The organism is Mycobacterium asiaticum, from assembly GCF_001673365.1.
Taxonomy (GTDB): Bacteria; Actinomycetota; Actinomycetes; order Mycobacteriales; family Mycobacteriaceae; genus Mycobacterium; species Mycobacterium asiaticum_A.
On record NZ_LZLS01000156.1, the window covers coordinates 1 to 22611 of the forward strand.

The following is a 22611-nucleotide window of genomic DNA, read 5'->3' on the forward strand; positions in this document are numbered from 1 at the left end:
CCGCCGTTCAACTACAACAACTACACCGTCCTGCCTGTCTTCAACTGGCAGTACGGCGGTTGGGGTTGGGGCTGGGGTTGGCGGTGGTACCGCCACTACAAGCCTTGTTCCAGTTCGGGCATGGGTCCTGCGGTGCGGAACTCGCGAGACCCGCATGGAACACCGTGGCGGCCATGCCGATTGTCGTCGCAACCGCCGCGGCTGCGGCCACACGTTTGATGGACATTAGCTCCGTCCCCTCTCGGGCTTCGACCCGACTGATCTCTGGGTAGGTCCCCGCACCTACGGGCAGGTCACGTTCATCACGAACGGCTTCGTCAGTGTCTTCGGCTGCGCCGGATTGCTGACGTCAGTACCGGTCGCAGTGCCCTTGATCTGGTAATACTTGCCGCTTACCGCCGCTCCGGCGTTACTGTCCTGACCGGGCGCGGCATCGGAATAGCCAAGGGTCACGCCGTTGACGGCGCCCAACCCCACCGCGTGAACAATGGGCGGATTGCCCTTGCTGACCACTGCGCCGACGCCGTTTGCCGCGTCGCCGATCCCGATGCTGATGTTGTCGCCGACCGGGTTGCAGGTGACCGGACCGCTGACGTTCTGGTTCTGGCCGTCGACGATCACCTGCGGTCCCGCCGGGGCTGCCGGCGCCTGGCTTGGCTGACCCGTGTTGGATTTGTTGCTAGAACACCCTGCGCAACTCGCGACTACGATGGCCAGTCCGGCTGTGCCGAGGACAATCCCACGCTTCACGCTGTTCTCCTCCGTGCCGCGGGTGCCTGCTCGTCGCGGCACCGCGATACGGGCAAACTTACCGCTATTTGCGACAAGGTCATAGACACTTCATAAAGTTTGCAACAGGTACCCGAAATCGAAAATTCGCAAACCCGCAAGTTTTCGTGCTCGTCGCCCACTCAGCGCCGTAGCGCGGCAGGGAGCAGCCCGGCTGAAAGATGCGCGGGGTTCACGGGCCCTGCTTTGGACTACCGTCACATCAAGGTCACAATCACCCCCTAGTGCTAAGGAGTGGTCCCGTGAGCAAGACGGCAAGGCGGCTCGGTCCGCAAGACATGCTTTTCCTTTACGGCGAGTCGTCGAGCACGATGATGCATGTCGGTGGGCTGATGCCGTTCACGCCGCCGCCGGACGCGCCCCGGGACTTCCTGCGTCAACTCGTCGACGAGAGCAAAGCCAACGACGTCGTCGAACCGTGGAACCTGAAACTCAGCCACCCCGACTTGTTGTTCAGCCCGATCCAATCCTGGGTCTACGACGACAAATTCGACCTCGACTACCACGTCCGGCGCTCGGCGCTGGCCAGCCCCGGCGACGAGCGTGAACTCGGAATCCTGGTGTCCCGCTTGCACAGTAACGCTCTGGACCTACGCCGCCCGCCCTGGGAAATGCATTTCATCGAGGGCCTCGAGGGTGGACGTTTCGCGATCTACGTCAAGATGCACCACGCCCTGATCGATGGTTACTCCGGGCAGAAGATGCTGGCCCGCAGCCTGTCCACCGACCCGCACGACACCACGCATCCGCTGTTCTTCAACATCCCCACCCCGCGCCGGGTCACGGCGGAGAAGCAGGATTCCGGCGGCAGCGTGACAAGCAGCGTGCTCAGCAGCCTCGGTGGTGTGGTGAGCAATCTGGGTGGCGCGGTCAGCGGGGTGAGCAGCGTGATCGGCTCGGTGGCGGGCGCGGGCCGATCGTCCCTGGACCTCACCAAGGCGATCGTCAACACCCAGTTGCGCAGCGGCAACGAGTACCGCGACCTCATCGGCTCACTGCAGGCGCCGCGCTCCGTCCTCAACACCCGGATCAGCCGCAACCGTCGCTTCGCCACCCAGCAGTACGAGCTGGACCGGTTGAAAAAGATTGGTGTGAGCAATGATTCGACGGTCAACGATGTCGCGTTGGCGATCGTCGGCGGCAGCTTGCGGCGTTTCCTCGACGAGTTGGGCGAGTTGCCCGACAAGCCGCTGATCGCGATGCTGCCGGTCAACGTGCGACCCAAGGACGACGAAGGTGGCGGCAACGCGGTCGCTACGATCCTCAGTTCGCTGGGCACCGACATCGCCGACCCGGTCGAACGTCTGCAAGCCGTCACTGCCACTACACGAATGGCCAAGGCGCAGTTGAAAACCATGGGCAAGGACGCGATCCTGGCCTACAGCGGAGCGCTGATGGCGCCGTTCGGTGCGCAGTTGGCCAGCACGCTCACCGGGGTGAAGACGCCGTGGCCCTATACGTTCAACCTCTGTGTCAGCAATGTGCCCGGGCCCCAGGATGTGTTGTACCTGCGCGGGTCTCGGATGGAAGCGTCCTATCCGGTGTCGCTGGTTGCGCACAGCCAGGCGCTCAACGTCACGCTGCAAAGTTATGCCAGCACACTGAATTTCGGCTTCATCGGCTGTCGTGACACCCTGCCGCACCTGCAGCGCTTGGCGGTGTACACCGGCGAGGCACTCGACGAGTTGGAGAGCGTTTCCTAGTCGCAATGACGACACTTATCAGTCGCGACGGCGGCGTGGCGACCCTCGAACTCACCGATTGTAAAACGCTGAATATCATTGGCAGTAAAGCGATTATAGATCTGACAGAGGCGTTCCACACTGTCAGTCAAGACAGTGACCTAAGGGCCGTGGTCTTGCGCGGGGCCGGTGAGAAGGCGTTCATCGGCGGAGCCGACATCAACGAGATGGTCACTCTCGACCAGTCCACCGGCGAGGTCTTCATCCGGCGCCTGGCGGGACTGTGCGAGGCGATTCGTCAATGCCCCGTGCCCGTCATCGCGCGGCTCGCGGGTTGGTGCCTGGGCGGTGGTTTGGAAGTCGCCATGTCTTGCGATCTGCGCATCGCCGAGTCCGGCGCCAAGTTCGGCATGCCGGAGGTGGCCGTCGGAATACCCTCGGTAATCCACGCGGCGCTGATGCCGGCCCTGATCGGGGCCTCGCACGCGGCGTGGCTGCTGATTACCGGCGAAACGATCGATGCCGAGAAGGCCGCGGCCTGGGGTTTGGTGCATGAGGTGACCGCGCCCGAAGTGCTGGACAACCGCATCGGCGAACTCACGGCAAGACTGAGCGGGTTCGGACCCCACGCGGTGCGACAACAAAAGCACCTACTCAACAAGTGGTTCGACATGTCGGTTCACGGCGCGATCGAAGACAGCGTCGAGCAGTTCGGTCGGGCGTTCCTGACCGGGGAGCCGCAACAACACATGCGGGCGTTCCTGTCCCGCAAGAACGGAAAAATCTAACCGTTTGCCCGCGGATTTCTACCGATACGCCCGCTTTTTCGGTCGTCTAGCGAGATGATGACCAGTACCTGAACAGCGGGAGTAGGCGATGTCTTTTGTGCTCTTGGCGCCGGATGTGTTGGAGACGGCGGCGACGGATCTGGGCCAACTCGGTGCCGCACTACGCGCGGGCAATCTCAGTGCCGCCATCCCGACCACCGAGTTGGCAGTGGCCGCCGCCGATGAGGTGTCGGTGGCCATCGCCGCGGTGTTCGGGACGCACGCCCAGCAGTATCAAGCGGCGGCGGTCCAGGCAGCGGGCTACCACGCACAGTTCGTGCGGACGCTGGGGGCCGCTGCGGCGTCCTACGCGGGTACCGAGGCCGCGGCCGCGGCGGCGCTGACAGACCTGAATGTCGCTGTGGCAGAAGGGTTCCAGACCTTCTACGGACAGATTCACCTGGCCGGTGACGCCTGGATTGCCAGCCCGGTAGGCCAAGCCGTCGACCCGATCATCAACGCGCCCACCGACTTACTGTTCGGCCGACCCCTGATCGGTCACGGTGCCGCGGGGACCATGTCCAATCCCAACGGCGGGGCGGGCGGGATTTTGTTCGGTGACGGCGGAGCCGGCTACAACCAGACCGCGGGCGTCGCGGCCGGAGGCCGTGGTGGCCACGCGGGCCTGATCGGTGACGGCGGCGCCGGTGGGGCCGGCTTCGGTGGCGCAATCGGCGGAGCGGGCGGCGCTGGCGGCTGGCTCATGGGTAATGGCGGCATGGGCGGTGCCGGCGGGACCGGCGGTGCGGGCGGCCAAGCGTTGTTCTTCGGCAACGGCGGTGCTGCCGGTGCCGGCGGGGTAGGAGGTCGCGGCGGGCTGTTCATCGGCGTGGCCGGGGCCGGGGCAATGGTTGGCGGACCCGGCACGATGATCGAAATCGACTTCGTGCGCCATGGGCAGTCGATAGCCAACGCGGCGGGCTGGATCGACACGGCGGTGCCCGGAGTCGCGCTCACGCCGTACGGCATGCAGCAGGCGGCGAATGTCGCTAACGTGCTGAATCCGCAGGGCCCCTTCGCCAATCTCTTCATGTCGGAGCTGCTCCGCACTCAGCAAACTGCCGCACCGCTCGCCGGCCTGACCGGTCTCAGCCCGCAGGTGCTGCCGGGTCTCAACGAGATCAACGCCGGCTGGTTAGAAGGACTGCAGCAGATCCCTTGGGGCATCCCGTATCTCTTCGGGCCGGCGGCGTGGGTGCTCGGATTCCCGTTGTTCCCGATGCTGGCACCCGGCTCCACCGACTTCAACGGCATCGTGTTCAACCGCAACTTCACCGGGGCGGTCAACACGATCTACGGTGCCGCCACCGGGCATCCGGTTCCTATCGTGGCCGGCGACGGCAATATCACCGCGGTCGCGTACTCCAGCGCATTCACCATCGAGGTGGGGACGCTGATGAACGTCAACAATCCCAATCCGTTCCTGCTGCTTACCCATCAGCTGAACAACACCAGTGTTGTGGTGGTGGAGGGCGACCCCAAGGGGGGTTGGAACCTGGTCAGCTGGGACGGCGTGCCCGTGGGTCCGGCGTCGTTGCCGACCAAGCTGTTCGTCGACGTGCGAAACCTGATCGTGCCGCCACAGCTTGCCATCTGGAACATGTGGGAAGGTCTGCTCTCCGGCGACCCGACGACCTTTGTGAGCACGGTGCGCGACGGTATCGAAAGCGTCGGCACCGCGGCGATCAACTTCCCCGGTGCGGTGGCCGAGGACGTGATCGACACGTTGTCCAACCCCACCTTCTACAACGTGACGGGCTTCCCCGAGCCGGTCTTCTGAGCTATCCCGGGCGGCCCGGCCGGCCGTAGAAGATTCCACCAAGACCGGCGGTGCCGGCCAGGCCATCGCGGCCGTCGTTGCCTCCGTCTGTGCCGGTCCCGCCCGCTCCGGGCATCCCGCCGTTACCGCCGCCGCCGATGAATTGCGCCGACCCGCCGAGGCCACCGTTGCCGCCATTGCCGCCGTTCACCGGCACCCCTCCGGTAAGGCTGTAGCCGCCGACGCCGCCGGTTCCGCCCGCGCCGCCACTACCGGCAAACAAGCCACCCAATCCGCCGTGACCACCGTTGCCGCCGTGCCCGGCGCTATCGGCGCCCGAGCCCCCGGCACCGCCAGTCCCGCCGGCCCCGCCCGCGCCGGTCCAGGTGGCCATCCCGCCCATGCCGCCTGCCCCGCCGTGGCCGCCTTCCGAACTTCCGGTGGCCCCTGTGCCGCCGGTTCCGCCAACGCCACCCGTCCCGTAGAACCAGCCACCGACGCCACCGGTGCCGCCAACGCCGCCGGTGCCGCCGACTTTGCCGGTGCCCCCGTCCCCGCCGGCGCCACCGACGCCGCCGATGCCGACCCCGCCCTGGGTGCCGCCGATTCCGCCGATGCCTCCGGTCCCGCCGATGCCATTGGGCCCGCCTGATCCGCCGGCCCCGCCCTGGCCGCCAGCACCCGCCGTACCGTTGAACAAGCCGCCAGCACCACCGCCGCCACCGTGTCCGCCGCTGCCGGCGAAGCCCACCGGTTCGCCTGGGGCAGCGGTTGGGGCTGCCCCACCGGCGCCCCCGCTGCCGCCGAGCCCGCCGTTGCCGAACAACGTGGGTGATCCGCCGTTCCCGCCGATGCCGCCGTTGCCGCCGTTCAAACCCGACGCTCCGGCAACGCCGTCGCCGCCGTCACCGCCCGCCCCACCGTTGCCGAAGACCATGCCACCGGCCCCACCGTCGCCGCCGGCCGCGCCGAGTCCGCCGGTGCCGCCGTTTCCGCCGTTGCCGTAGAGGAAGCCGCCGGTGCCGCCGACGCCGCCTGCTGCGCCGGTACCGCCGGTTCCGCCGGCGCCGCCGTGTCCGATCAGTCCGGCTGCGCCGCCGGCGCCGCCGGGGTGGTTGCTGTTGGGAGTTTGGGAGTAGCCGTTGCCGCCGTTGCCGAACAGTAGGCCGCCGGCTTGTCCGTCGGGGTGGGTTGCGGTTCCGTTGGCGCCGTCGCCGATGAGTGGACGGTCCAGTAATGCTTCGGTGGGTGCGTTGATTGCGGCCAGTATCGCCTCCAGCGGGGTGGCGTTGGCCGCCTCGGCGCCGGCGTAGGTTGCCGCGGTGGTGGTCAGTGTGTGCACGAAGTGTTGGTGGTATGCGCCGAGTCGGGTGCTGATCTGTTGGTAGTCGTGGGCGTGTGTGGCGAATAGCGTGGCCACTGCGGCTGATACCTCGTCGGCGCCTTGGGCCAGCAGGTGGCTGGTGGGGGCGGCCGCGGCGAGGTTGGCGGCTTTGAGGGTCGCACTTACCTGTTCCAAAGCTGTTGCGGCCGAGACCAACATCTCAGGAGCCGCTGACACAAACGACATCGCCAACCTTTCGCTTGGTTGTCCGTCGGGTTAACCCGATTGCCCTGGATGGCCGTTGATCACGCCGCCGAGACCGCCCGGTCCGCCGACACCGTCGCGCCCGTCGTTGCCGCCGTTGCTTCCGCCACCACCGGCGCCGGGTGCCCCGCCGTTGCCGCCGACACCGACAAACGGAGCCGATCCGCCGATACCACCGTTGCCGCCATTGGCCCCGTTGACGGGTATCCCGGCATTCAGCGAGCTACCGCCGGGGCCGCCGACGCCACCGGCCCCGCCGTCACCCACCAGCCAGCCCCCGAAACCGCCGTGACCGCCGTCGCCACCCTGCCCGCCGAATAAGTCGCCCGAACCTCCCGCGCCGCCGGCCCCGCCGGCGCCGCCGATGGCGAGCATGCCCGTCATCCCGCCCTGGCCGCCGTCCCCGCCGCGGCCGCCCTGTGCCGTGCCGATGGCCCCGGTGCCGCCCACACCGCCGGCGCCGCCGGATCCGTATAGCGCTCCCGACATCCCACCGGTACCGCCGCCACCGCCGCTGCCGCCGAACTGCCCGAGGCCGCCATCTCCACCGGCCCCACCGCCGCCACCGGCGCCGAATACACCCGCCGCACCACCAGTTCCGCCGGCGCCACCGGTACCGCCGTAGTGATCGCCACCGAACCCGCCGACACCACCTTGACCGCCCGCGCCCGCCACCCCGTTGAACAGGCCGCCCGCGCCACCGCCGCCACCGTTGCCGCCGTTACCGGCAAAGCCCATCGGTTCGCCTGGGGCAGCGGTTGGGGCTGCCCCACCGGCGCCCCCGCTGCCGCCGAGTCCGCCGTTGCCGAATAGCTTTGGCGCCCCGCCGTTTCCGCCGATACCGCCGTTGCCTCCGTTTAACCCGGACGCGCCTGCCAGCCCGTCCCCGCCGGTGCCGCCGTTTCCGCCGTTGCCGTAGAGGAAGCCGCCGGTGCCGCCGACGCCGCCTGCTGCGCCGGTACCGCCGGTTCCGCCGGCGCCGCCGTGTCCGATCAGTCCGGCTGCGCCGCCGGCGCCGCCGGGGTGGTTGCTGTTGGGGGTTTGGGAGTAGCCGTTGCCGCCGTTGCCGAACAGTAGGCCGCCGGCTTGTCCGTCGGGGTGGGTTGCGGTTCCGTTGGCGCCGTCGCCGATGAGTGGACGGTCCAGCAATGCTTCGGTGGGTGCGTTGATTGCGGCCAGTATCGCCTCCAGCGGGGTGGCGTTGGCCGCCTCGGCGCCGGCGTAGGTTGCCGCGGTGGTGGTCAGTGTGTGCACGAAGTGTTGGTGGTATGCGCCGAGTCGGGTGCTGATCTGTTGGTAGTCGTGGGCGTGTGTGGCGAATAGCGTGGCCACTGCGGCCGATACTTCGTCGGCGCCTTGGGCCAGCAGGTGGCTGGTGGGGGCGGCCGCGGCGAGGTTAGCGGCTTTGAGGGTCGCACTTACCTGTTCCAAAGCTGTTGCGGCCGAGACCAACACCTCAGGAGCCGCTGACACAAACGACATCGCCAACCTTTCGCTCACCCGCCGGAGCAATTGCTCCGCTGAGCGTGGCAGGGCTTGTCGAACACGTCAAGTCCGGCGTCTGCGGCTCCGACTGGTCGCGCGGGGTGCAGTGCGCCCGCGCCCCCGGATCATGCTCAGCCGCAGCGGTATTCGTCGGCCGCCGGTGCCACGACGCTCAGGTGGCGACGGGCGCGCTTGCGGCTGATGCGCTGAACGACGGCTCGGGACCGTTGGCCGGAGCGCCGGGAGTCCGCCGCCGACCAGTCGGCCAGCGAGGTGGCCGCCGCGCTGATCGTGGTGTGTGTGGGTTCGTCGTTGGCGTCGATGAAGCCGTCGATCAGGCTTGCCACGGTGTCGGTCTGCTCGGTCTGGGGGTGGTGCGAGACACCGGGAATGATGTGCAGCCGGCTGTGCGGCATCGCAGCATGGGCGGCGTACGCGTGCTCAACGGGAATCACCCGGTCCTGGTCGCCGGTGATGATCATGACCGGCCGTCCGGCGTTGGAGTGCAACCGATTCAGTGCGCAGACCGCCTGGCCGCGACCGTCGACGACGGCCCGCAGGGTGCGCAGGAACGCTTGGCGGTTTTCCCGGTTCGACAGCGCCGCGTGGGCTTCCCAGTGCTGGCTGAGCCGCATCGCATTGCGGTCGTCGGATTTCAGTGCCGAAATCGCCTTGCGAACCTTGATGGCCGGTTTCGACGAGACAACCTGCAAGACGGCGCTGGAGCCGGGCAGGGAAACTAGGCGCAAGGTGCGGCTCACCTCGTCGCCGAGGCCGCCGCTGCTGATCAGGATCAGGCGCTCGCAGTAGTCGCGGTGCTGGTGGGTGAACTGCATTGCGATGCCGCCACCCAGCGAGTGACCGACGACCGTGGCCCGCGGGATGCCTAAGGCGTCAAGCAGGTCACGCAAGAACACGGCGAAGGCGCCCAGCGAGTAGTCGCCGCGCGGCTTGGCGGTCTGGCCGTGGCCCAGCAGATCTGGCGCGATGACCCGGTACTTCTTGGACAACGTGGGGATGATCGCGTCCCAGTTCTTGGAACTGCCGCCCATGCCGTGGATCAGCAGCAGCACCTCGCCGGCACCTTCGTCGCGGTACGCGACACGGTCGCCGTGTATGTCGATGGTTCGGAGGTTGCTCATTTTGGCCTGCTAGTCACTTCGGTGTGAGGGGATAAATCCTGGTGAAGTGAGTTTGTGGGGCCGGCCTTGCGACATTCTTGCAACGTTCTAAAGGCCGTCTAAATGCCCTGAGCGCGTCAGTGCTTGCTGGCCCAGACCGCGACGTTCGGGCCCGCCACCACTACCGGGTCTGGGCCCAGATCTTTGGTGACGGATTCGGCGAAGGCGCCCAGGTCGAGTTCTTCCTCGGTGGCGATACCGTGCGCGATCAGCACCGGCGAGAGGTTCGCGACCAGGGTGATCTGGTGTTCGGTCGCGGTGGCGCCGGTGTAGACCGCGGCGGTCGATTCGTGGGGGAGTTGCGGTTCCAGGCCGACCGATCGCATCAGCGACGGCAGGCGGGTCCCCAGGTGTTGTTGAATCCCGAGCACTTCGAAAGCGGCATCCATCCAGCGCACCAGCTTCTCTACCGCGGGGCTGCGCGGCCACATGACCGGACGGTTGGGCGGATTGTGTTCGTATTCCATGAAGGCCATCACCCCGCCCGGCTCGAGGCGATCGGCAAGGGCGCGCAGGACCGCCTCGACGTCGGGCTGATACATCAGGACCAGCCGGCCGACGACCGCGTCGAATGTCTGGTTGGGTGGGGCGGCGATATCGCCGGTTTCGAACCGGACGTGCGTCCAGCCGATCTGGTCAACTCGGCGGTTAGCGGCTTCGACATTGCGCTCGTCTCTGTCGATGCCGAGCACTGCGCCCGACGGACCCACGAGCTCACCGGCAATGATCGAGACGTCGCCGCCGCCCGATCCGCAGTCGAGTACCCGCATTCCCGGCCCGATGCCGGCGGCGCGGAACAGTCGTTCGGTCGCGGGTCGCAGCGCGTCACCTTGGATTGCCAGGCGTTGGCGTTCCCGGTCGGTTTCGCCCCAGGCGTACTGGTTGGCCACGCAACGGATCGTTGCACACTGTGCTGCGATCGAGGTTCAGCGCGCGTCGCGCTGCATGCCCGCGAGGAGCAGCTCGACGGTGTGCTGCAAGGTTTCATGGAGGTCGCCCAGCGGGCTTTCGAACCACGTCGAGACGCAGCTGGCCAGGGCAGTGACGACTATCGCCGCGACGAATTGCGGGGGCAGGGTTTCCCCGCGCAGCTCGTGTCGTTGGGTGCCGTCGCGAACGATCTCGGTGACGAGCTCGATGAGCTCGGGGTGCAGACTTTCGCCGCCGACGGTGGTTTCCGGGCGGTGCATCATCTCGACGGCCATGGCGCGAACGGATGGGCTGGCGGGCGCCCATGCGTCGGCGATGACCCGGGCCAGGATGCGGAGCTTGGCGGGTGCGTCCCGTTGCGCACTTTCGTCGACGACTTGGCGGGCGCGTTCAGTGAGGCGCCGGTTGAACTCGAGCAGCAGCGCGGCTTTCGTTCCATAGAACCGAAAGAACGTGGCGCGGCCGACTTCGGCGCGCTCGCAGATTTCGTCGACGGTCACGTCTGCGTATGGGCGCTCGTCGAACAGTTCCATCGCCGCCTCATACAGAGCAGCGCGGGTGCGTCGCCGCTTGCGCTCGCGGAGCGGGAGACCGTCGTCGAGGGTTGTGCCCGTTGGCATGGTGCTTAACTATATCAAAGCTGATACCCTAGTATCAAAAGATACTGTGATCTCAGGCTGGGCGGGTCGGTATCTCGGGCAAACGAGGAGAAGAAGCGATGACGACGGTCGACGGCGGCGAATTGCTGGCTCGCGCTCTGCTAGACGCGGGCGTACGCGATGTTTTCGCGCTCCACGGCGGACACTTGGACTCGTTCTGGATGGCGTGCCGCCGCCACGATCTCCAATTGATTGACACCCGTCACGAGGCCTCAGCCGGACACGCCGCCGACGGTTACGCCCGCACTACCGGACGGCTCGGGGTTGCGGTGGTCACCTCTGGCCCCGGTTTCGCTAACGGCTTTGCCGCGCTGCCTAACGCCATGAGCGACGGTGTGCCGATGCTGATGATTGCCAGCAGCCCGCCGCTGCGGGAGTTGGAAACAAACGAGATGCAGGGCGGGCTGGACCAAGTCGCCGTCGCGGCGCCGGTCACCAAATGGGCACACCGCGTAGTCACCACGGACCGGATCCCCGACTTGGTCGCGCTGGCAATCCGAAAAGCGTTGGCGGGCCGGCCCGGACCCGTCTTCCTCGAAATCCCGATCGACATCCTCGTCACCCCCGTCGAGGAGGACGATCTCCCCGACACCGGCCGCGCCACGATCAGCGATCGACCCGCGCCGTCGGGCAATGCCCTGCAGGCCGCACTCGAGCTGCTGCAGACCGCGCAGCGGCCGGCGATTATCGTCGGAGGCGGTGCGCTGTGGTCACAGTGCGGCGAGGAACTGTCCGAATTCGCCGATCGCGCAAGCATTCCCGTTTTCGCCAACAACCGCGCCATCGGTGTCCTGCCGGCCAAGCACCGGTGCAATGCCTGGGCCATCGACAATCTGTCCTTGATGGCCATGACGGGTCAGCCCACACCCGATGTCGTGTTGCCGCTCGGTGCCCGCATGGGCTTGCTGACCGGCGGCCGTGCCGCGTCAATGGTGCCCGCGAGTGCGGCGGTTATTCAGGTCGACCTGGACGCGGCCGAGATCGGGCGTCTGCGACCGGTGGATGTTCCGATTGCCGCCGACTGCCGAGAAACGTTGCAAGCGTTCACAAGTGCGGATGTGTCGTGGCCCGACCGCGACGAGTGGCTAGCTCAGTGCACTGCCGCACATGCGCTCGCGGACCAGTTGTTCGGCGCCACGCCGGCTGTCCAGGACGATGGGCTGCACCCCTACCACGCAAGCCGCGAGGCGTTGCTGGGAGCCGGTGAGGACGCGGTCATCGTTCTCGATGGTGGTGAGGCGCCGCTGTGGGCCGCGATGAACCTGCCCGCCGTCGCACCACATCGCGTGCTCAACCTGGGCTACATGGGATTCCTCGGAATAGGCCAGGGTTTCGCCGTCGGCGCCCAGATCGCCCAGCCGAACCGGCGCGTCTTGCAGATCACCGGTGACGGTGCGTACGGGTTCCACATCCAGGAACTCGACACCATGGTCCGGCATGGACTGCCCGTCGTCACCGTGGTGCTCAACAACGCGTGCTGGGGAATGTCCATCCACGGTCAGGACGCCGTCTATGGCGAAGGTAACGACGTAATCACTCGCCTGGCCGACACCGACTACCACGAAATCGCGCGCGCCTTCGGTGGTTACGGCGAGCGGGTCACCGATCTCGCCGATGTCAGACCGGCTGTCGAGCGGGCCTTCGCCTCGGGCCTTCCCGCGTGTATCAACGTCGTCGTCGCGGCTTCGGTCGTGCACCCGATGACCACAGCTATGCTGGGCGATCTCGACGCCCCCGACGAGATCGTCGTGCCGTACTACGAGAACATCCCGAAACGGGGGTGAGCCAGGTAGAGCCCCCTGTCAGGATTGAACTGACGACCGCTCGCTTACAAGGCGAGTGCTCTACCACTGAGCTAAGGAGGCCGGTAAAGCCGCTGCAAGCCTAACTGGTTACTGCTCGCCCTCGACGATGCGTTGCGAGCGCACCGACCGTGACGACGAGCGCGGGCGCCGGCCGGGTAGCGGAATGCGGTCGGCGATGCTGCTCAGCGGGTTGACCACCATGGTCAGCGAGATCACCGCTTCCTGCAGCGTGGCGATGGCCGGCTCTAGCGCCTCCATTCCCGGCGCGAGGCGCGCCAGGGTGTCGGCCACGTCGGCGAGCTGTTCGAGGGGGCCGTTCTTCGACGTCAACGTGTCGATCAGGCCACCTTCGGCAAGCAGTTTGTCGGCCAGCCCGTCCTCGGCCAGCACCCGCTCGATCATCCCGTCGGCGCCCAGTAACTGGTCGGCCAGCCCGCCGGGTTGTAGGGCACGATGTAACCCGCCGCCTTCGGTGGTCAGCCGGTCGATCAGTCCGCCTTCGGCGGTCAGCAGGTCAACCACGCCGCCGGGACGCAGCATCCGGTCCATCGGCCCGTTGGGGGCTACCGCCCGGCCCAGCGGCATGTCGTCGTCCAGCAGCCGGGCCAACCGGTTGGCCCTAGCGAGCGCGTCGTCGATTCCCAGCATGTTGGCCATCGCATTGGACCCTTTGGGGCCACTGGGGTCGCCCAGCGCCTGCTTGGCCAGGCCGATTGCGGCGCCGGCGAGGTTCAGGCTCGCCTCCGCCGCGGCAAGCCCGGTCCGCGCTGGCGCGGTCGCGATGTCCATAAGGGTTTTGCCGAGATTCATCCCGTGAGTCTATTCGCGTCGCATCCGGCGACAACACCGCGCGGGTTCAAGCCAATCGCTTCGTTTCGAACGACTCCTGGCACACTGCTAACAGATAACTTGCAACACCCCTTCAGGAAGTTTCCAATGATTGTGCAGCTAGTACTCAAGTTCGGGCAGGGGACTGACTCATGACACTGGGCAGCCCGGGCGAGAACACAAAGCCGGAGGCGCGCATCCTCGTCGTCGACGACGAGGCCAACATCGTCGAATTGCTCTCTGTCAGCCTGAAATTCCAGGGCTTCGAAGTCATCACCGCGACCAACGGAGCCCAGGCGCTCGACCGGGCGCGGGAAGCGCGACCCGATGCAGTGATCCTCGACGTGATGATGCCCGGCATGGACGGTTTCGGCGTCCTTCGTCGGTTGCGCGCCGACGGTATCGACGCCCCCGCGCTGTTCCTGACCGCGCGAGACTCGTTGCAGGACAAGATCGCCGGCCTGACCCTGGGCGGCGATGACTACGTGACCAAGCCGTTCAGCCTGGAAGAGGTCGTCGCCCGGTTGCGGGTCATCCTGCGGCGCGCCGGCAAGGGCAGCGCTAATGAACCGCGCAACTCCCGGCTGTCGTTTGCCGACATCGAACTCGACGAGGAAACCCACGAAGTCTGGAAGGCTGGCCAGCCAGTTTCGTTGTCTCCCACCGAGTTCACGCTGCTGCGCTATTTCGTGATCAACGCGGGCACGGTGCTGAGCAAGCCGAAAATTCTGGATCACGTCTGGCGCTACGACTTCGGCGGCGACGTGAATGTCGTCGAGTCCTACGTGTCTTACCTGCGCCGCAAGATCGACACCGGGGAGAAGCGGTTGTTGCACACGCTGCGCGGCGTGGGCTACGTGTTGCGCGAACCGCGCTGAGATGCCGGACCGGTACCGACGGGGAGTGCCGCTGCGGGTAGGTCTGGTGACGGCCACCCTGGCGCTGGTGCTGTGTGGTTTGTTGGCCTCGGGTGTCGCCGTCACCTCGATCCTGCGGCAGAACTTGATCAGGCGCATCGACTCGACGTTGATGGACGCCACCCGCACGTGGGCGCAGGCGCCGTTCCGGCACGCGGTGGCCACCGGGGAAGGACCGGACCCGGCGCGGCCACCGTCGAAGTTCTACGTGCGCGCCGTCAGCCCCGATGGCCGCATCATGACGGCGATCAACGACCGCAACGCCGAACCGGCACTGCCCGCCAGCAACGATGTGGGTCCCAACCCGACGACGCTGCCGTCCGTCGGCGATTCCGACACTCAGTGGCGCGTCGTCACGGTCCGCGGACCGAACGGCGGGCTCACCACAGTGGCCGCCGACCTGACCGACGTCGACCACACCGTCCGGTCGCTGGTCTGGTTGCAGGCCGGCATCGGGGCGGCGGTGTTGGCGGTGGTTGGACTCGCGAGTTTTGCGGTGGTGTATCGAAGTCTGCGACCGCTGTCCGAAGTCGAGCACACCGCCGCCGCGATCGCCGACGGCCAGCTCGACCGACGCATCGCGCAGCGCGATCCGCGGACCGAGGTTGGCCGACTTTCGTTGGCGCTCAATGGAATGCTCGCCCAGATCCAAAAGGCGCTGGCCGCATCGGAGTCGTCGGCCGAGACTGCCCGCGGCTCCGAGGAGCGGATGCGACGGTTCATCACCGACGCCAGTCACGAACTGCGCACGCCGTTGACGACGATTCGCGGGTTCGCGGAGTTGTACCGGCAGGGCGCGGCGCGGGACGTCTCGATGCTGCTCTCCCGGATCGAGAGCGAGGCCAGCCGGATGGGCCTGCTGGTCGACGACTTGCTGCTGTTGGCGCGGCTGGATGTGCAGCGGCCGCTGGAAAAAACCCGGGTCGACCTGCTGGCCCTGGCCAGCGACGCGGTGCACGACGGGCGTGCGATCGACCCACAACGCACCATCACCATGGAGGTGCTCGACGGGCCGGGCACCCCGGAAGTGCTTGGCGATGAGGCGCGACTGCGTCAGGTGCTGAGCAATTTGGTGGCGAACGCGATCCAGCACACGCCGCAGGCCGCTGATGTCACCGTCCGGGTCGGCACCCGCGGGGACGACGCGGTGCTCGAAGTCGCCGACCGCGGGCCGGGGATGAGTCAGGAAGATGCGGATCGAATCTTCGAGCGCTTCTATCGCACCGACTCGTCCCGCGCGCGGGCCAGCGGAGGCACCGGACTCGGCCTTTCGATTGTCGACTCACTGGTGCGGGCCCACGGCGGCAATGTCACGGTGACCACCGCAGTCGGTGAAGGGTGCTGCTTTCGCGTCACGCTGCCACGCGTCGAACTGCCGGCCCACGACGGCTGAGTCGCTGATAGCCGGGCATTTATTCACATGGTCCAGGCTGGCGCGGCCGTCTCAGGTGACACATGGTTTGCCCGCCTCTGCGCGACACCTATAGGCACCCTCACGTCAACTCGGCCAGCGCCGCCTTGATCTTTTCCTGCGCTTCATCCAGCGACTCTTGCGAGGGGTTGCGCTCGACGTTGGCAAAGCCGAAGTCGCTGAGGTTGCGCGCCGGGAACACGTGGACGTGCAGGTGGGGCACCTCCAGCCCGGCGATGATCAGTCCGGCGCGGTCAGCCGAGAAGGCCTTGGTGACGGCCCTGCCGATCAGCTGACTCACTTCCATGACGCGGGCGAACACCGGGGCGTCCACGCCCTGCCACTGATCGATCTCCGCGCGCGGTACCACCAGGGTGTGGCCTTGCGTCATGGGCTCGATCGTCAGGAACGCGACGATGTCGTCGTCCTCGTAGACGAAGCGGCCGGGGATTTCACGGTTGATGATCTTGGTGAAGATCGTTGCCATTGCCCCAGCATAGGTGCGCATCGCGCACTACGGCCATCAGCATCGATGCAGCCGTCGGCGGACGTACGATGCTGGCGCTCGCGGCCGCTGAGGCGCCATACCACCTCAGCGAAACCTTCTCCGCCCCAACGCTTCCCGAAGCCCGATGTAGCGACACGCTAGAAAAGGTCGCCACCAGGGCTGGGCGCCGATGTCGGAGCGATGTGGCGCTGATGCCGAATCGTTAACGCTCCGTTGCGGTGTCGTTCTCAATGGTCGCCACACTCCCAAATACCCACTTCACTGGAGGGCACCTTGGCGCGATGTCGTAAGGCACTGCTGGCAGTTCCGTTGGCGGTGCTGATCGCATGTGCTGTGACCCTGATCCCCGCGCTCACACCGGCCCGGGCCGCGGACGCTTTCGGACCGCTGGGCACCCCGAATCCGTTCATGGCACCCAATGGCCTTGCCTCGATGCACAACGACGCGGGGTCGGCCGATGCCGGACCGCTGCCCGGCCCCGGTGCGAAGCTGGTCCCGATCTTCGCCTTCCCGCTGCTGGCCGCCTGTCCGACGATCACCCAGGGCACCGACGGCCTGGTGCTGGCGCTGTGCACGACGATCACCGCTCAGGCCCCGGTGCTGCATCTGATCGATCCCGGCGGCATCCTGCCCCAAGTCATCCCGCTGGCCAGCATGGACATCGCCAAGGGAGGTCTGCTCGGCGGGGTCTATGCCTACCTGGACAACAAGAATCAGATGGTGCTGATCGACGGCACCAACCACCTGTTGCGTATCGCGCACACCAAGGACGAGCGTGGCCGTTGGCAACTGGTCGTCACCGAGTCCACCGACCTGTCTAGCGCGATACCGCCGGGCGACAGTTCGGTGGGCGTGGTACCCGACTACCAGGGCAACGTCTGGTTCGCCACCGGCAACGGTGTGGTGGGCGTGGCGAAAGCCGGTGGCGGCGTGGCGAGTTTGACGCTGGGTCAGCAAGTGGCCAACAGCATTTCGGCCTCACCGCAGAACCGCGTCGCGGTGGCAACCACTTTCGCACTTTACGAAATCAACCTCAACGGCATGGGCAACCCGCAGGTCGTTTGGTCCCAAAACTATGATCGTGGGCCGGCCCGCAAACCGGGGCAGTTGAGCTGGGGGACCGGTTCTACCCCAACCTATTTCGGTCCCACCGGGGCTGACTACCTGACCATTGTCGACAACGCCGAACCGCAGGTGCACGCGCTGGTGTACCAAGCTGGCACCGGCACCCTGCTGTGTCAGCAGACCGTCCTTACTCTGGGTGGGCCGGGCAGCGAGAATTCGCCTATCGGCGCGGGCAATTCGATGTTCATCGCCAGCACCTATGGCTACCCCTATCCTGCCGTTCCGGCGGGGGCCGGCCCCGCGGTGCCTGCGACGGCGCCGTTCGTCGGCGGCATGACCCGGGTGGATATGAACAATCCTGGTCCGGGCTGTCATACGGTGTGGGAGAGCAAGGTTCGTAGCGCTGCGCTGCCACATCTGTCCACCGGCGACGGACTGATCTACACCATCACCCGCATCGGTCTCGACCAGACGACACCGGCAGATCTGTTCGCCTACTCCGTCATCGACCCCAACAACGGCAACTTGCTGCACCAGCAACCGAAGTCGGCCACCATCCTCAGCGACCCGATTCAAACCGCGTCGATGGTCCTGATGGGCAGCAAGATCATGCAGGGCAATATCACCGGTATCGGCCGCATCGGCTGACCCTGCTCGCGCAGGTCACTCCTGACCGAACTTCATCATGTCCAGGTTCCAGTAACCGCGCATATTGTCGATCAGACCCTCGTCGTTCACCCGGTAGGTGAACACGCCGCGCACCTCACTGGTGAAGCCACCCTCAAACTTGCTGCGCAGCACCAGGATATGAGCGACCTCGTTCGGCGAGCTGGACGGGAACGTCTCCTCGCAGGTGACCGACAACTGGTTCGCTGCAATGTTGTTGTCGTAGAAGCCCGCCACCGCCTCTTTGCCCCGAACCCCGTTACCGTCCGGATTGGTGACGGACTTGCCGATCGGGTCTTCGATGACGACGTCCTCGGCCATCAGCGCCAGCCAACCCTCGCGGTCGTGAGCTTGCACGCACCGCCACGATGACTGCGACGCGGTCAGGGCGGGGGTTTGAGTCGTCTGGGTCATGGCGATTACTCCTTCACTGGATTGCACACGCGGCGCGGGCGCCGTCTTCGGTGGCCTTGCGGATGAGTCCCAAGCCGGTGCAGTCACCGGCAGCGTGAACCTCGCTGTGCGGCAACGCATCTAGCAGGGCATCGAACAGAACGGTGTCGGGCTCCACGGTTCCGGCGATTACCACGCTGTCGGCGGCTAACTCGCGGGATGCCCCTCCGGACGGGCTGAACACAACCGCGCCAGCGGTGATCCGCTCGACGTCGGCCCGCACATGTACGGCGACCCCAAGACGATCCAGCCGATCCATGTGTTCGGTCTTTCGCTTGTTGCCGACTTCCGGCGCGATGTCCTTGCCGCCCTCCAAAATTGACACGAAACGACCCCGCTGCGCGAGGAACTCGGCCAACTCGAGTGCGACCAGATCGCCGCCGATGATGACGACCCGACGGCCGACCGGCATCCACGCCCGGGTGGCGAGCCTGACCGCGGCCGGACGCATCAGACGCTGCCGCCAGCCGCCCAACAGCCTCCCGTCGACCAACTCCCTTAATCCCGGGCCGGTGCGCACGTGCGGCAATTCGGCACCCGGAATGGTCGGCACCGCGACGCGACCGCCGGTAGCCACCACCACGGCATCGGGGGACAACGACACCACATCGTCAACTGAGACCGCATGACCGAGGCGTACTTCAGCTGTGCTGTAACGGATTTCGTCGCACAGGTACTGCAGGAACGGCTGGTTCTCCGGGTGCAGCACGCTCGCCCAGCGCAGTGCGCCACCCAGCTGCCCACCCCGCTCGTAGAGCGTGACCCGGTGCCCGCGCGCGGACGCTACCCGGGCTGCCTCGAGCCCGGCCGGGCCGCCGCCGATCACCACGACACGCTTGGCGCGAGTGGTGCGAGGCGCGGCCAGCGTGCGTTCCCTGCCCGTGCGGGGATTGACCGCGCAGTCCACCGCGAAGCGTTGTTCCATTGCGTCGATGCAGTTCTCGCACGAGATGCACTTGCGCACCCGGTGCGCCTGGCCGGAGCCGACCTTGACAGCCAGTTCTGCGTCGGCGAGCAGCGGGCGGCCCATCGCGATGAAGTCGGCGCGCCCGTCGGCCAGGATCTGTTCTGCGCGGAAAGGGTCGTGGATGCGCCCGACCGCGATCACCGGCACATCGACCACCTGCTTGACCGCACTGGCCGCACCGACATTGAGCTCGTCGCCGTCGTCGGCGCCATTGACCATGCCGGTGACCAGCCGGTCGATGACACCGCCGCTTACGTGAAACGCATTGACCCCCGCGGCGACGAGGTCTGGTGCCACGCGCGCTGTTTCGTAGATTGGCCGGCCGCCCGCGACACGTTCGTAGCCCGAGATGCGCAGCGTGATCGGCAGCGCATCCCCGATCTCGCTGCGAATCGCGGCGAGGGCCTCCAACACAGCTCGGGTCCGGCCGCGGGCGGAGTGGCCGCTGTACTCGTCGGTGCGTCGATTACGTTGCGGGGCAAGGAAAGAACCCAGCAACATATAGCCGTGTGCGGCGTGCAGTTCGATACCGTCGTAGCCGGCTTGCACCGCGCGGCGTGCCGCCGCTTTAAACAGGTCGAGCACCTCGGCGAACTGCGCCGCACTGATCTCCACCGAGGGACGGCCGGTCAGATACGACGGAATCACCGACGGCCCAAGCGATGTGGCGCCGAACATCTCCGGTCCCAGACCGTCGGGCCCGGCGTGCACGAGCTGCGGCTGAATCTTGGCGCCGTGTTCGTGCACTGCCTCCGCCAGAGCCCGGTGTGCGTCGACCGCAGCGTCAGTGCCCAGGTGGAGCCCGCCCGGGGTTTCCGGATGCCGCGGATCGATTCCGGTGGCGCCCACCGTGATCAGCCCGACGCCACCCTTGGCCCGGGCGGCGAAGTAGTCACGGGTGCGCTCCGACGGCAGACCGTCGGGGGTGCCGTACATCGTCTCCATCGGAGACATCACCACCCGGTTGCGCACCCGCATGGCGCCGATTCGCCCCGGCGCCAACAGGTGCGGAAAGCCGGCCACCCGGGACCGCGTGGTTACCGGTCGGCGTCGGTGAACCGGATGACGCCGCGAATGTTCTTGCCCTCCAGCATGTCCTGGTAACCCTCGTTGATCTGCTCCAGGCGGTACTGGGTGGTGACCATGTCGTCCAGGTTGAGCTTGCCGGCCTTGTACATCGCCAGCAGCTGCGGGATGTCGTACTGCGGGTTGCCGCCACCAAAGATGGTGCCCTGCAAATTCTTCTGCATCAGGGTCAGCATTGCCAGGTTCAGATTGACGTTGGTGTCCAGCAGGCTGCCGATGGCGGTCACCACACAGGTGCCGCCCTTCTGGGTGATGTTGAGGTAGTTGTCGATGTCGGCGCCCTGCAGCTCACCGACGGTGACGATCACCTTGTGCGCCATCAGGCCGTACGTCACTTCCATGATGCCCATCAAGGCGGCGTTGATGTCCGGGTAGACATGCGTGGCCCCGAACTTCAGTGCCTGGTCGCGCTTCCACTCGACCGGGTCGATCGCGAAGATGTAGCGGGCACCCGCGGCGACCGCGCCCTGCAGGGCGGCCATGCCGACCCCGCCGACGCCGACGATCGCGACGTCCTGGCCCGGCCGGATGTCGGCGGTACGGACCGCCGAGCCGTAGCCGGTGGTGACGCCGCAGCCCACCAGCGCGGCCACCTCGAACGGGACCGACGGGTCGATCTTCACCACCGAGCTGCGGTGCACGACCATGTACGGCGAGAAGGTCCCCAGCAGCGTCATCGGGAAAACGTTCTCCCCGCGGGCCTGGATGCGGAAGGTGCCGTCGGATACCGCGGCGCCGCCCAGCAGGCCGGCGCCTAGGTCACACAGGTTGCGCATGCCCGCCTGACAGGTCGGGCACTGCCCACAGGACGGGATGAACGACAGCACCACGTGGTCGCCGGGAGCGATGTCCTCCACGCCGGGGCCGACCTCGGTGACGATGCCGGCGCCCTCGTGCCCACCGAGCACCGGGAAGCCGCCCATCGGGATGCCGCCGGTCACCAGATGGTGGTCGGAATGGCACATGCCCGCCGCTTCCATCTGGATCTTGACCTCGTCTTTTACGGGGTCGCCGATCTCGATTTCCTCGATGGACCACGGCTGGTTGAATTCCCAGATCAGTGCGCCTTTTGTCTTCACGGTGGACCAGACCCCATTTCGCCTTTGAATTGAGTAATGCCTGGCCTAATCATGCCCGGCACGGTGGTGACGAGTGCCACAGGGCACTCTTTTCGGTCAGCATAGCGCAGTGAGGCAAACAAATGCTTGGTTGGGTGCGCGCTACGAGTTCGGTAAGCGGCTCACCAGATCGGGGCGGGCGCTTCACCCAGCGGGTAGTAGCCCGGCAGCTTCTCGCCGGCCAGGCTACGTTCGATCCGCTGCTGCATGCCCGCAGACAACTTCCCGGCCTTCATCAGCTTCAGATACAGCGCCTGGACGTGGCCGAAGTCGAAGAAGTCGCGCTGCCACTCGATCTTGGCGTCGGCGTTGAGACGGAACCAACTGCCGCCGATGCCGTAGATCTCGTATTCGTCGTCGGCGGCTTCTCCCGTCTTCGCAATCTGCTTCCAGAAACCGACGATCTCGCCCAGCTTGTCGTCGATGAGCACCCGTTGATACGGGTACTGCCAATTTTCCAGGCCCGCCATCTCCAGCCCGAGCGCGATCTCGCGGATCTCCTCGATGCCGACGCACATCACGTCTTCCTTGGGCCCGATGTTCCAGCCGTAAGTGGCGTCGTCGGCGTAGAAGTCGGCTAGATTCGTCCAGTCGCCTTCGCGCTCGGCCGTCCGGTTGGCTTCCAGCCAGCGTTCCACCCAGGCCTCTAGGTCCTCGCGGGGCAGTGACGGCATGATCAGTCTCCCGTTTCTTTGATCAATAATGCTTGCGTTGGGCACATTTCGACCGCGCGCTCGACCTCGTCGCGGGCGTCTTCGGGCGGTTCGGAATCGAGGATTTCGACTTTGCCGCGCTTGGGCACCCGAAAGTAGTCGGGTGCCTCCAGTTCGCACATGGCGTGGCCCTGGCACAGATCCAGGTCGACTTCTATACGGAATCCCACGAGA

At 66.5% G+C, this 22611-nt stretch carries 20 protein-coding genes, 1 tRNA gene and 1 pseudogene; 8 read left to right on the forward strand and 14 right to left on the reverse strand.

What is annotated here, in order from left to right; all coding sequences use genetic code 11:
* A pseudogene (locus tag A5634_RS28970) lies at window positions 1-219 on the forward strand (hypothetical protein); the annotation flags it as partial.
* Between the two features lie 63 nt (window positions 220-282).
* Here the strand turns inward: A5634_RS28970 and A5634_RS16295 are convergent.
* Window positions 283-750 (reverse strand): lipoprotein LpqH, encoded by a 468-nt coding sequence (locus tag A5634_RS16295; RefSeq protein ID WP_065145249.1) that lies wholly within the window; start codon window positions 748-750, stop codon window positions 283-285.
* 281 nt (window positions 751-1031) lie between these two features.
* Between A5634_RS16295 and A5634_RS16300 the strand changes: the two genes are divergently transcribed.
* The 3 genes from A5634_RS16300 (at window position 1032) to A5634_RS16310 (ending at window position 5078) form a co-directional block, all read left to right on the forward strand.
* On the forward strand, window positions 1032-2492 hold the full coding sequence (locus A5634_RS16300) for a WS/DGAT/MGAT family O-acyltransferase (RefSeq protein ID WP_065145071.1): 1461 nt from the start codon (window positions 1032-1034) through the stop codon (window positions 2490-2492).
* 5 nt (window positions 2493-2497) lie between these two features.
* Window positions 2498-3259: an enoyl-CoA hydratase gene (locus tag A5634_RS16305; protein ID WP_065145072.1), complete on the forward strand. Its 762-nt coding sequence runs from the start codon at window positions 2498-2500 to the stop codon at window positions 3257-3259.
* An 88-nt stretch (window positions 3260-3347) separates the two neighbouring features.
* The gene (locus A5634_RS16310; RefSeq protein ID WP_065145073.1) at window positions 3348-5078 is read left to right on the forward strand and encodes a PE domain-containing protein; all 1731 of its coding nucleotides are present in this window, start codon (window positions 3348-3350) and stop codon (window positions 5076-5078) included.
* 1 nt (window position 5079) lies between these two features.
* On the opposite strand, the gene A5634_RS16315 is transcribed toward A5634_RS16310, so the two are convergent.
* From A5634_RS16315 to A5634_RS16335, 5 genes are all read right to left on the reverse strand, one after another.
* A complete protein-coding gene (locus tag A5634_RS16315) occupies window positions 5080-6627 on the reverse strand; it encodes a PE family protein (protein ID WP_065145074.1) in 1548 nt (515 codons plus the stop codon).
* Window positions 6628-6657: 30 nt separating this feature from the next.
* Window positions 6658-8127: a PE family protein gene (locus A5634_RS16320; RefSeq protein ID WP_065145075.1), complete on the reverse strand. Its 1470-nt coding sequence runs from the start codon at window positions 8125-8127 to the stop codon at window positions 6658-6660.
* Between the two features lie 134 nt (window positions 8128-8261).
* Window positions 8262-9272, reverse strand: a complete 1011-nt coding sequence (locus A5634_RS16325) for an alpha/beta fold hydrolase (protein ID WP_065145076.1) — start codon at window positions 9270-9272, stop codon at window positions 8262-8264.
* Between the two features lie 116 nt (window positions 9273-9388).
* Complete coding sequence (locus A5634_RS16330; protein ID WP_065145077.1) at window positions 9389-10201, reverse strand: class I SAM-dependent methyltransferase; 813 nt, start codon at window positions 10199-10201, stop codon at window positions 9389-9391.
* A gap of 36 nt (window positions 10202-10237) precedes the next feature.
* Complete coding sequence (locus tag A5634_RS16335; RefSeq protein WP_065145078.1) at window positions 10238-10861, reverse strand: TetR/AcrR family transcriptional regulator; 624 nt, start codon at window positions 10859-10861, stop codon at window positions 10238-10240.
* A gap of 98 nt (window positions 10862-10959) precedes the next feature.
* Here A5634_RS16335 and A5634_RS16340 point away from each other — a divergent pair, with 98 nt between their 5' ends.
* Entirely contained in the window at window positions 10960-12684 is a 1725-nt protein-coding gene (locus tag A5634_RS16340) for a thiamine pyrophosphate-binding protein (RefSeq protein WP_065145079.1), read from the forward strand.
* A 9-nt stretch (window positions 12685-12693) separates the two neighbouring features.
* On the opposite strand, the gene A5634_RS16345 is transcribed toward A5634_RS16340, so the two are convergent.
* Both A5634_RS16345 and A5634_RS16350 read right to left on the reverse strand, forming a co-directional pair.
* Window positions 12694-12765 (reverse strand) — tRNA-Thr (locus tag A5634_RS16345).
* 27 nt (window positions 12766-12792) lie between these two features.
* Window positions 12793-13515 (reverse strand): hypothetical protein, encoded by a 723-nt coding sequence (locus A5634_RS16350; RefSeq protein ID WP_065145080.1) that lies wholly within the window; start codon window positions 13513-13515, stop codon window positions 12793-12795.
* Window positions 13516-13685: 170 nt separating this feature from the next.
* On the opposite strand from A5634_RS16350, the gene phoP reads away from it, so the two are divergent.
* Together phoP and A5634_RS16360 are read left to right on the forward strand one after the other, a co-directional pair.
* Window positions 13686-14411, forward strand: a complete 726-nt coding sequence (gene phoP, locus A5634_RS16355; RefSeq protein ID WP_065145081.1) for a two-component system response regulator PhoP — start codon at window positions 13686-13688, stop codon at window positions 14409-14411.
* 1 nt (window position 14412) lies between these two features.
* Window positions 14413-15843, forward strand: coding sequence for a sensor histidine kinase (locus A5634_RS16360; RefSeq protein WP_065145082.1), 1431 nt, complete (start codon window positions 14413-14415; stop codon window positions 15841-15843).
* Between the two features lie 100 nt (window positions 15844-15943).
* Here the strand turns inward: A5634_RS16360 and A5634_RS16365 are convergent, their stop codons facing one another.
* Window positions 15944-16348: an HIT family protein gene (locus A5634_RS16365; RefSeq protein WP_065145250.1), complete on the reverse strand. Its 405-nt coding sequence runs from the start codon at window positions 16346-16348 to the stop codon at window positions 15944-15946.
* Between the two features lie 294 nt (window positions 16349-16642).
* Here A5634_RS16365 and A5634_RS16370 point away from each other — a divergent pair, with 294 nt between their 5' ends.
* Window positions 16643-18082: a hypothetical protein gene (locus tag A5634_RS16370; RefSeq protein ID WP_065145083.1), complete on the forward strand. Its 1440-nt coding sequence runs from the start codon at window positions 16643-16645 to the stop codon at window positions 18080-18082.
* Between the two features lie 15 nt (window positions 18083-18097).
* Here A5634_RS16370 and A5634_RS16375 read toward each other — a convergent pair whose 3' ends face one another.
* From A5634_RS16375 to A5634_RS29535, 5 genes are all read right to left on the reverse strand, one after another.
* Window positions 18098-18514, reverse strand: coding sequence for a ketosteroid isomerase family protein (locus A5634_RS16375; RefSeq protein ID WP_065145084.1), 417 nt, complete (start codon window positions 18512-18514; stop codon window positions 18098-18100).
* Window positions 18515-18527: 13 nt separating this feature from the next.
* Entirely contained in the window at window positions 18528-20543 is a 2016-nt protein-coding gene (locus A5634_RS16380) for an FAD-dependent oxidoreductase (RefSeq protein WP_065145085.1), read from the reverse strand.
* A 14-nt stretch (window positions 20544-20557) separates the two neighbouring features.
* A complete protein-coding gene (locus tag A5634_RS16385; protein ID WP_065145086.1) occupies window positions 20558-21685 on the reverse strand; it encodes an NDMA-dependent alcohol dehydrogenase in 1128 nt (375 codons plus the stop codon).
* A 161-nt stretch (window positions 21686-21846) separates the two neighbouring features.
* The gene (locus tag A5634_RS16390; protein ID WP_065145087.1) at window positions 21847-22398 is read right to left on the reverse strand and encodes a nuclear transport factor 2 family protein; all 552 of its coding nucleotides are present in this window, start codon (window positions 22396-22398) and stop codon (window positions 21847-21849) included.
* Between the two features lie 2 nt (window positions 22399-22400).
* Window positions 22401-22607: a ferredoxin gene (locus tag A5634_RS29535; RefSeq protein WP_081290473.1), complete on the reverse strand. Its 207-nt coding sequence runs from the start codon at window positions 22605-22607 to the stop codon at window positions 22401-22403.
* Between the last annotated feature and the right edge of the window lie 4 nt (window positions 22608-22611).